The following is a 9,851-nucleotide window of genomic DNA, read 5'->3' on the forward strand; positions in this document are numbered from 1 at the left end:
CGGGTGAGCCGATCGGCTACGACATCCATACGTTCAGCCTCTACGACGCCTCGAGCGTCGAACCGATCCTGAAACTCTACGACACGAAGTGAAAACGGTGCCCGCGGCGTAAGCTGCGGGCGTCTCTTCAAAGCATGGTTCAAGCAGTCATGATGATCGCCGCAGAAGACGAAATGCCTGTCGGGAAACGCAGATCGAGCCTTATGCGCTCGCCGCAATTCTCCTCGCTCGTCATCCTCATTGTCCTGCTCGCGGTGTTCGCCGTTGCCGATGCCAATTTCCTGTCGCCGCTCAACATCTCCAACATGATGGCGTTCCTGCCCGAGCTCGGCATCATCGCGCTCGGCATGACGCTGCTGTTGACGGCGGGCGAGTTCGACCTGTCGGTCGGCGCCGTGTTCGGGCTGGCGCCGGTCATCGTCATGCTCCTGGTGCAGAACGGCGGCGTGGATATAGGTGTCGCCCTTCTGGCCGGGCTTCTGCTGTGCATCGCCATCGGCGCCATCAACGGGCTGATCGTCACCAAGATCGGCATTTCGTCCTTCCTGGTCACGCTGTCGATGCTGCTCGTGGTGCGTGGGGCAGCGCTCTACATCACGCAGGGCTTTCCGCTGAAATCCTGGGACCAGCCGGGTTTTTTCGTGACGCTGCTGGCCGGCAGCTTCAATGTCGGCTCGTTCCGGTTCTACACCTCGCTGTGGTGGTTCATCGGTCTCTCGCTGCTGGCAATCTACGTGCTGCGCTATGCCAAGCTCGGCAACTGGATCAGCGCCATCGGCTCGAACCGCAACGCGGCGGTGGCGCGTGGCGTGCCGGCGGACGCCGTCAAGGTGTGGCTGTTCATCCTGACTTCGGTTCTGGCGGGGCTGGCCGGCATGATCAGCGCCTTCCGCATTTCGGCCGCTTCACCGGTGGCCGGCACCGGCTACGAGCTCGAAGTGATCGCCATGGTGGTGGTCGGCGGCACGGCGCTGACCGGCGGACGCGGCACGATCCTCGGCACCATCGTCGGTGCGCTGATGCTGCGCGCGATCCGCAACGGCATTGTGCTGATCGGCGTGCCGGGCCTCGCCTACAACATCTTCGTCGGCCTGATCATCCTCGCCATGCTCATCCTGCACGCTTTGCTGCAGAAGAACGCCGCAAGGGGCTGACGATGGAAGTTCTCCGGCTGCAGAATCTGCAAAAATCCTTCGGCAGCGTCCGCGCACTGAAGAATGCGTCCTTTGCCCTCAAGGAAGGCGAGGTGGTGGCCCTGCTCGGCGACAACGGCGCCGGCAAATCGACGCTGATCAAGGCGATTTCCGGTGTGTTTCCGATCGACCGTGGCGACATCTATGTGCGCGGTGAAAAGGTTTCGATCCGTTCGACACGCGACGCGATGGACCTCGGCATCGAGACCATCCACCAGGATACGTCTCTTGCGCCGGATCTCAGCATCGCGCGCAATCTTTTCCTTGGGCGCGAGCCGGTCAAGCTGAAATGGCTGGGCGTGTTCGCGCCGCTCGATTTCGCCAAATTGCGAGACGCGGCGTCGGCGCTGTTGAAGCGCGTCGGCATCTCGAAAAAACTCGACGCCGATGCGCTGGTCTCGACGCTATCGGGTGGCGAGCGGCAGTCGATCGCGATTTCTCGCGCCATGCAGTTCGCCGCCAAGGTCATCATCCTCGACGAACCGACCAACAATCTCGGTGTCGAGGAAACCCATGGCGTGCTGCGCTTCGTCAAGGAGGTGCGTGACGCCGGTCATTCCGTGCTCTTGATCACCCACAACATCCATCACGTGTTCCAGGTCGCCGACCGCATCATCGTCATGCGCCGCGGCGAGATCGTCGCCGAGCAGACGGTTGCCGATACCGATCTTCTGACCGTGGAAAGCATCATCACCGGCGCCGATATGTCGGCCCTGCTGAAAGAGACGAGAGCGAAGTGAAGAAGTTGGCCGTCACATGGTAGAACTCTACGGCAAGACGCTTTCGCGCCGGCAGGTGTCGGAACGTTCGGGCATGCTGTCGCAATTTGCCGGCGTGCGGCTGATGACGCTTGGCGACGGCGTGGAACGCGGCATCCGCATGCTGGAGTTCCGCACCGGCACGGGGCTGCGTTTCACGGCGCTGGTCGACCGGGCGCTCGACATCGCCGATTGCGACTTCAAGGGCCAGGCGATCGGCTGGCATTCGCCGAGCGGCTTTCGCAACCCCGGTCTGCACGATTATGAGGGGGAAGGGGGGCTCGCCTGGGCGCGTTCGTTTTCAGGGCTGCTTGTCACCTGCGGCCTCGACCACATATTGGGCCGGGAAGAAGTGCCGGCCGATAGCTACAACTACCCGGGCAGGAAGACCGTGATCCATTCGCTGCATGGCCGCGTCGGCACCATTCCGGCGCGGCTGACCGGTTATGGCGAGACCTGGGACGGCGACCGCTGCGTGCTGTGGGCCGAAGGCACCGTGCAGCAATCGGCAGTGTTCGGCGAGGATCTGCATCTGATCCGGCGTATCGAGGCCGATGTCGGCGGCAACGAGATCCGGCTGTCGGATCGCGTCGTCAACCACGGTTTCAACCGCACGCCGCACATGTATTTTTACCACGTCAATGTCAGCCATCCCTTGCTCGACGAGGGTTCGCGCTATCTGGCGCCGATCCGCGACGTCGTCTGGGCTGGCCATGCCGGCGAGCGCTACCAGGCGCAGAAGGTGGGTTACCGCACGATGCCGGCGCCGCAATCGGGTTTCAGCGAGCAGGTCTGGCAGCACGAGATGGCGGCGGACGCCAATGGCGAGGTGCCGGTGGCAGTGGTCAACGATCAGCTCGGGCTCGGCTTCGAAGTGGTGACGCGCAAGGACCAGCTGCCTTGCGCATATCAATGGCAGAATTTTCAGGCGGGGCAGTATGCGCTGGGCATCGAACCCTCGACGCATCATGTGCTCGGCAATCTCGCGGCGCGCGAGCGGGGCGAGATGATCTGGCTGGAGCATAGTGAAAGCCGTTCTTACGACGCAGTGTTCCGGGTGCTCGACGGCGCCGGCGCGATCGCCGAGGCCGAAGCAAAGATCGCGTCGATCGCCAGGCAGCCGCAACAGGATTATCCTGTACCGTCGGGTAATTTTCCGGGATTGGCGGACAGGGCATGAGGCGAAACGAATGCTCCGGCTGGCGGGCCGGAAATCGGAGGTCGATGTGATGGAGAAAAAGCGCGACTACAGCCTGGTCGGGGAAAGCACGCGCATCGCGATCGAGACCGGGCTGGCCTCGGCCGAGTGGTATCACACCGATGTGCCGCGCAAGGCGATGAAAGAGCTGATGCAGCGCTCGGACGGCCCGGCGATCCGCGACACGATCATCTGGATCGTTGCCATATTGGGTTCCGCCGCCGGGATCGCCTGGTTCTGGGGCACGTGGTGGGTGGTGCCGTTCCTGCTCGTCTATGGCGTGCTCTACGGCTCGTCCAGCGACTCGCGCTGGCACGAGTGCGGCCACGGCACCGCCTTCCGCACACGCTGGATGAACGATGCCGTCTACCAGATCGCCAGCTTCATGCTGATGCGCAATCCGGTGACCTGGCGCTGGAGCCATGCCCGCCACCACACCGACACGATCATCGTCGGCCGCGACGCCGAGATCGCGGTGATGCGTCCGCCGGACCTGCTGCGCGCCGCACTCGCCTTCACCGGTGTTCTCGATTTCCGCTATTCGCTGCCGACGCTGGTGCGCAATGCGTTCGGCAGCATCTCGCCGGACGAGAAAAGCTTTATTCCCGAGATGGAGCTTCACAAGGTGGTCACAGCCGCGCGCTGGCATGTCGCCATCTATGTCGGGGCGATCGGGCTAGCGCTTCATCTGTGGTCGTTCCTGCCGCTGGTGCTGATCGGCCTGCCGCGCCTCTACGGCAGCTGGCACATGGTGCTGACCGGCCTGCTGCAGCATATCGGGCTGGCCGACAATGTCACCGACCACCGGCTGAACACGCGCACCGTCTACATGAACCCGATCAGCCGCTTCATCTATTGGAACATGAACTATCATGTCGAACATCACATGTTCCCGATGGTGCCCTATCACGCGCTGCCGAGGCTGCACGAATTGATCAAGCACGATCTGCCCGAGCCGAACCCTTCGATGTGGCATGCCTATCGCGAGGTCTGGCCGGTGCTGCTGAAGCAGCTTCAGTACGAGGATTATTTCCTCAAACGTGAATTGCCGCCGACGGCGCGGCCGTACCGGGACGAATTCCATGCACTGACCGTTCCGGCGGCGGCGGAATAGGGGAGAAGCAGATGGCCGACTGGGTTGAAGCGTGTGGCGTCGACGATGTCGAGGAAGAGGATGTCATCCGCTTCGATCATGGCGGCCGTACCTTCGCCATCTATCGCAGTCCCGATGACGAGTACTTCGCAACCGACGGATACTGCACGCATGAGAAGGCGCATCTGGCCGATGGGCTGGTGATGGACGACATCATCGAATGCCCCAAGCACAATGGCCGCTTCAACTACAAGACGGGCGTGGCTCGAGGCGCACCGGTATGCGTCAATCTCGCCACCTATCCAGTGAAGGTCGAGGCTGGCAAAGTGATGATCCAGATCGGCTGACCTGCCGCCGAATGCAACTGAGGGAACCCTTTTGATGAGCCGAAAAAGACCGACGGTGGCGGATTTGCGCGCCATGAAGGGCAAGCGACAGCTGACCATGCTGCGTGTGCTGACGATGGACGAGGCCGAGGCCGCGGAGCGCGCAGGGGTCGACATCGTCTCGGTGCCGCCCGAATTGGTGCTCAACCCTGAGTACCGCGACGCGGCGCCCAGCCTGTTCACCATGCCGGGCGACAATTTCTACGAGATCGGCACGGCGGACGATTTCGTGCGCTGGGCCTTCCGGCTCTACAAGGCCGGCGCCGACGCGGTCTATTGCAGCGCCGGCTACGCCACGATCAAGCGGATGGCCGATGACAATATCCCGGTGATCGGCCATGTCGGGCTGATCCCGTCACGGGCGACCTGGACTGGCGGCTTCAAGGCGGTCGGCAAGACCGCCGACACCGCCATGGATATCTTCGCGGCGGTGAAGCAACTGGAGGCCGCCGGCGCCATCGGCGCCGAGATCGAGGTGGTGCCGGTCGAGGTGGCCAAGGCGATCTCGGAGCGGACGTCGCTGATCATGCTGTCGATGGGAGCGGGTACCGGTTGCGATGCGCAATATCTGTTCGCCGACGACATTCTCGGCCAGAACCGTGGCCACATGCCCCGTCATTCCAAGGTCTATCGCAATTTCGCCGCCGAATATGATCGTTTGCAGGCCGAGCGTATCGCCGCGTTTTCGGAATATGTTGCCGACGTGAACAGTCTCGCCTATCCCGAAGACAAGCATGTGGTGCATATGGATCCGGCTGAACTCAGCCTGTTCATGAAGAGGGTCGACGGGGCGTGAAATCTCAAGGCAATGATGCGACGGGCGAGGCCGCGCCGGTTCATATTCTCACGCTTTCCTGCGAGGATCGGCCGGGGATCGTCGCCGCCGTCACGGCGGAGCTTGCCGCGAACGGCGCCAACATCGCCGAAAGCAGCCAGTTCTGGGACCGGCAGACCAATCGCTTTTTCATGCGGATCGCCTTCATCAGCCCGTTAGGCTCGACCGGGGACAGTCTGGAGCGGGCCCTGGAATCGAGCGTCGACCGCTTCGGCATGAAGACCGCGCTGGTCGATCAGGGACGCCGCCCGAAGATCATCGTCATGGTCTCCAAGTTCGACCACGCGCTTCTCCATCTGCTGTACCAGATCAGGGTCGGCTGGCTGAACGCGGAGGTTGCAGCCGTCGTCTCCAACCACGAGGATGCCCGCCGCTTCGCCGAGCTGGAGGGCATTCCCTACCACCATTGGCCGACCACCAAGGAGAACAAGGCCGAACAGGAACAGAAACTGCTGGACCTGGTGCAGCGGACAGGGGCCGAACTGGTCATCCTGGCGCGCTACATGCAGGTCTTTTCAAAAGGTCTGTCGGACCGGCTGTTCGGACGGGCGATCAACATCCACCATTCGTTCCTGCCGAGCTTCAAGGGCGCCAAGCCGTACCACCAGGCTTTCGACCGCGGCGTCAAGCTGATCGGTGCGACGGCGCATTACGTCACCTCCGACCTCGACGAGGGCCCGATCATCGATCAGGAGACCGAACGCGTCACCCATGCGATGAGCGCCGAGGATTTCGTCGCCGTCGGGCGCGACATCGAAAGCCGGGTACTGGCGCGCGCCGTCAAGCTGCATCTCGAAGCCCGCGTCATGCTCAACGGCCACAAGACCGTCGTCTTCTGAGAAGCCGCGTCAGGCCGGCCAATTTCCGCCGGCGAGCGCGGCGTAAAGCGCTTCGGCGTCGATGCCGAGCGGCCGGTCCTCTTTCAGCATGGGGACGAGCGAGCGTATCGCCGCGTGAAGTGCGGCCGTGCGCGGCGCCAGTGTGAAGCCGTCGCGCAGGTCGACGGCCTGTGCCGCGGCCATCAATTCGAAGGCGATCAGCCGCCGCCACAGCGCGATCATCCCTGCGCATTTCGCAACCGCCAGAGGTGTCTGCGTGGCGTGATCCTCGACGCCCTCCGACACGGCCAGAAAGTCGAGCATCACCGGATTGGCCTTGTGGCGGATGGCGGCCAGGATCGAGGTCACTGTCTTCTGTAGCGGCACGAAGCCGGCCGAGGCGCCGCCGACCGGCGACAGATATTTCGGCAGGCCATTGCGGCCCGAACCGGTGAGCTGAATGAAGCGCGCGGCACTGGCCGCGGCACATTGGGCGATCGCCAGGCCGAGCGTCTCAAAGGCGAGCGCCAGTGCGGCGGTGTGGAAATTGCCGGTCGACAGTACCAGTTCATCATCGCCCAGCACCAGCGGGTTGTCGGCGGCGGCGTTGAGCTCGATCTCGACAGCCTGTCTCGCCTGGCCGATCGCCTCGATCAGTGCGCCATGGACCGATGGCATGCAGCGGATCGACAGCGGGTCCTGCAAGGTGGTCGGTGCCGGCGCGTCGTCTCGGACGAGCAGATTGTGCAGCACCTTGGCTGCTTCCTGCTGGCCGGCCGCCGGGCGCGCCATATGCAGGCGCGGGTCGAGGATGGTGCGGTTGGCACCAAAACCTTCCATGGTCAGAGCCCCGGCATGCTGTTGCTGGGCCAGGGCAGTGAGGGCATCCGTCACCGCAAGTGCGCCGCTGCCGGCGGAAACCGCCGATGCGTTGATCAGCGATAGCCCGTCCTTGGGCGCCAGGCTGATCGGGGCGAGGCGCGCCATCATCAGCGCCTTGGCCGCCGGTATGCGACGGCCCTGATAGTCGGCTTCGCCTTCGCCGGTGAGCATGCGGGCGAGTGCCGTCATCAGCACCAGGTCGCCGGCTCCGATCGAACCGAGCGAGGGCATGACGGGATGGACGCCGGCATTGAGCGCGTCGAGCAAAGCAACGAAGACGGAAGACGAAAGGCCGGATCCGCCAACCGACAGCATCGCTGCACGCGCGGCCATGCTTGCCCGCACGGCATCGACCGGCAATCCTTCGCCGACGGCGCCGCTGCGTCCCTCCAGCAACTGGCGCTGGAAGGCTCCGGCATCGCCCTCTACAGCAGTGCCGAGATTGGCGCCGAGCCCGGTGTTCAAGCCATAGATCTGCTGGCTGGACGCTGCAGCCTGGTCGAGCACTTTTCGTGCCTTCTCCAGCCTGCCGATGACATCGGGTCCGATCTCCACCTTGCGCCCATCGCGGGCGACCGCAGCGACATCGCCAACGCCGACGCCGGTTCCGGTGAGGACGAGCGCGCTCATGCGAAGCGCAGTCTCTGGCCGATGCCTTGCGCCTGCGCCTTGGCCAGCATCGCCTTGCCCAATGCGATATCAGACAGCGACAGGCCACGATGCCAGAACAGGATCGTTTCGTCGTCGCTTTCGCGCCCAACTTTCAGGCCGGCGGCGATCTGGCCGAGCTCGGCATGCAGCGTCTGCTCGCTCAGCCGCCCGGTCTCGACATGGGCGCGTAGCGAGCCGAACTTGCCGCCCTTGCACTGGCCCCAATCGTCGACGACCATTTTCTGCATGATGTCGGTCAACGACAGTTCGACCGCGCTCATCGTGCCATAGGGCACGACCAGTGCGCCCCGTTTGATCCATTCGGTCCTCAGCAGCGGCTGCGGCTCCGGCAGCCGCGAGGCCTCGACGACGATGTCGGCGCCCTCGATGCAGCTTTTCCAGTCGGCCACCGCTGTGACCGTCTTGCCGAGATCGGCGGAGAGTTCGGCGGCAAAACCGTCGCGGCTTTCCGGGCGGCGCGAATGGACGCGAATCTCGTCGAAGTCGAAGAGATGGTCGAGCAGGCGCACATTCCAGTAGGCGGTGCCGCGCGCGCCGATATGGGCCAGCACCTTGGAATTCTTGCGCGCCAGATGCCTGGCGCCGATGGCGGTGACGGCGCCGGTTCGCATGTCGGTGATGACGGTGGCGTCGAGGATGGCGCGCGGCGCGCCGGTGCGCGGGTCGAACAGGTTGAGGATGCCGAATTCGGAAGGCAGGCCATGCAGGTAATTGTCGACATAGTCGCCGACGATCTTGACGCCGGCCGTGTCGAGCGGCGCGACGTAGCCGCGCAACACATTGAAATGGCCGTGGAAGGACGGGTCCGGCTCGAGATGGACGCGCGGTTCGATCACCGTCTGGCCCTTGCCTTGCGCCACCAGGCCAGCCTCGACGGCGGCGATGATTTCGCCATCGGTCATGGCAAGGGCATCGATGTCGAGGGCATTGAGGTAGTCGATGTAGATGGGCTTCATGTTACGCGTATACTCTCCTCGACGGCCCCATCCATTCCATAGCAGGCCATGGCGGCACACGAAAGTTTGTTGCGACGTCTCTGGACGCCGCCGGGGAGATGCTGTTCAAACCGGTTCCGTCATGACTGCCATTCCCGAGACCGCAACCTTGTCCGAAACGGCCATCCATGCGCGGCGCGTGGCGCTGATCGTCGCCATCGCCTTCTTCATGCAGTTGCTGGATTCGACGATCATCTCGACATCGCTGCCGCAGATGGGCGCCTCCTTCGGCGTGTCGCCGGTGGCGATGAGCATCGGCATCACCGTCTACATGCTGACCATGGCGGTGTTCGTGCCGCTGTCGGGCTGGCTCGCCGACCGGTTCGGGGCGCGCAACATCTTCCTGCTGGCGATCGTCCTGTTCACCCTGGCTTCGCTCGCCTGCGGCCTCTCGCAAACCCTGACCCAGTTCGTCGCCGCACGTGTCGTGCAAGGGCTCGGCAGCGCGCTGATGACGCCGGTTGGGCGCATTCTCGTCCTGCGCAATGCGCCGAAATCCGAACTGCTCAACGCCACGGCGCTGATCACCTGGCCAGCACTGTTTGCGCCGGTGGTCGGGCCGGTGCTCGGCGGCTTCATCACCACCTATCTGTCCTGGCACTGGAATTTCTTCATCAACATCCCGCTCGGCGTGATCGGGCTGGCGCTGGTCGCCCGTTTCATCCCAGGCGACCGCGAGGCCGACCCCAAGCCGCTCGACTGGCCCGGTTTTTTCCTGACATCGGCGGGACTTGCCTTGCTGCTCTACGGTCTCGAGCGTATCGCGCATCCCGAGGACGGCGTGCTGCCGACAGCGCTGCTGATCGTAGCCGGCATCGTCCTCGGCTGGCTGGCGGTGCGCCATCTCAGGCGCGCGCCGCATCCGCTGCTCGATCTCTCCTCGTTCAAGGTGCTGACCTTCGCCATCTCGACGCTTGCCGCCGGCACCATTTTCCGGGTGGCGATCAACGCCACGCCGTTCCTGCTGCCGCTGCTGTTCCAGGTTGGCTTCGGCCTTTCGCCTGTCGATGCCGGCTTGATG

The 9,851-nt window shown here is 63.9% G+C and carries 10 protein-coding genes; 8 read left to right on the forward strand and 2 right to left on the reverse strand.

Going from position 1 to position 9,851, the window contains the following annotated elements; genetic code table 11:
- Positions 1-173: 173 nt before the first annotated feature.
- From EN994_RS06690 to purU, 7 genes are read left to right on the forward strand one after another with little or no spacing between them, the layout of a single operon-like run.
- Positions 174-1,154, forward strand: coding sequence for an ABC transporter permease (locus EN994_RS06690; RefSeq protein ID WP_032898639.1), 981 nt, complete (start codon positions 174-176; stop codon positions 1,152-1,154).
- A complete protein-coding gene (locus EN994_RS06695) occupies positions 1,151-1,933 on the forward strand; it encodes an ATP-binding cassette domain-containing protein (protein ID WP_024501560.1) in 783 nt (260 codons plus the stop codon). The genes EN994_RS06690 and EN994_RS06695 overlap by 4 nt, the downstream gene beginning before the upstream one ends.
- Positions 1,934-1,949: 16 nt before the next feature.
- Positions 1,950-3,131, forward strand: coding sequence for an aldose 1-epimerase family protein (locus EN994_RS06700; RefSeq protein WP_063168537.1), 1,182 nt, complete (start codon positions 1,950-1,952; stop codon positions 3,129-3,131).
- 10 nt (positions 3,132-3,141) lie between these two features.
- Positions 3,142-4,263 (forward strand): fatty acid desaturase family protein, encoded by a 1,122-nt coding sequence (locus EN994_RS06705; protein ID WP_082826495.1) that lies wholly within the window; start codon positions 3,142-3,144, stop codon positions 4,261-4,263.
- Between the two features lie 11 nt (positions 4,264-4,274).
- Positions 4,275-4,589, forward strand: coding sequence for a MocE family 2Fe-2S type ferredoxin (locus EN994_RS06710; RefSeq protein WP_013530832.1), 315 nt, complete (start codon positions 4,275-4,277; stop codon positions 4,587-4,589).
- Positions 4,590-4,623: 34 nt separating this feature from the next.
- On the forward strand, positions 4,624-5,424 hold the full coding sequence (locus EN994_RS06715; RefSeq protein ID WP_063168536.1) for a 3-methyl-2-oxobutanoate hydroxymethyltransferase: 801 nt from the start codon (positions 4,624-4,626) through the stop codon (positions 5,422-5,424).
- Positions 5,421-6,302 (forward strand): formyltetrahydrofolate deformylase, encoded by an 882-nt coding sequence (gene purU, locus EN994_RS06720; RefSeq protein WP_063168535.1) that lies wholly within the window; start codon positions 5,421-5,423, stop codon positions 6,300-6,302. Before EN994_RS06715 ends, purU begins: the two co-directional genes overlap by 4 nt.
- A gap of 9 nt (positions 6,303-6,311) precedes the next feature.
- Here the strand turns inward: purU and hutH are convergent, their stop codons facing one another.
- Positions 6,312-7,793, reverse strand: a complete 1,482-nt coding sequence (gene hutH / locus EN994_RS06725; RefSeq protein ID WP_063168534.1) for a histidine ammonia-lyase — start codon at positions 7,791-7,793, stop codon at positions 6,312-6,314.
- On the reverse strand, positions 7,790-8,791 hold the full coding sequence (locus EN994_RS06730; RefSeq protein ID WP_063168533.1) for an ornithine cyclodeaminase family protein: 1,002 nt from the start codon (positions 8,789-8,791) through the stop codon (positions 7,790-7,792). Before EN994_RS06730 ends, hutH begins: the two co-directional genes overlap by 4 nt.
- 121 nt (positions 8,792-8,912) lie before the next feature.
- On the opposite strand from EN994_RS06730, the gene EN994_RS06735 reads away from it, so the two are divergent.
- Positions 8,913-9,851 (forward strand): MFS transporter (locus EN994_RS06735; protein ID WP_127307451.1); only part of this gene is annotated, 939 nt, incomplete at its 3' end.

The sequence above is a fragment of the Mesorhizobium sp. M7A.F.Ca.CA.002.09.1.1 genome (assembly GCF_003998555.1).
GTDB lineage: Bacteria > Pseudomonadota > Alphaproteobacteria > Rhizobiales > Rhizobiaceae > Mesorhizobium > Mesorhizobium ciceri.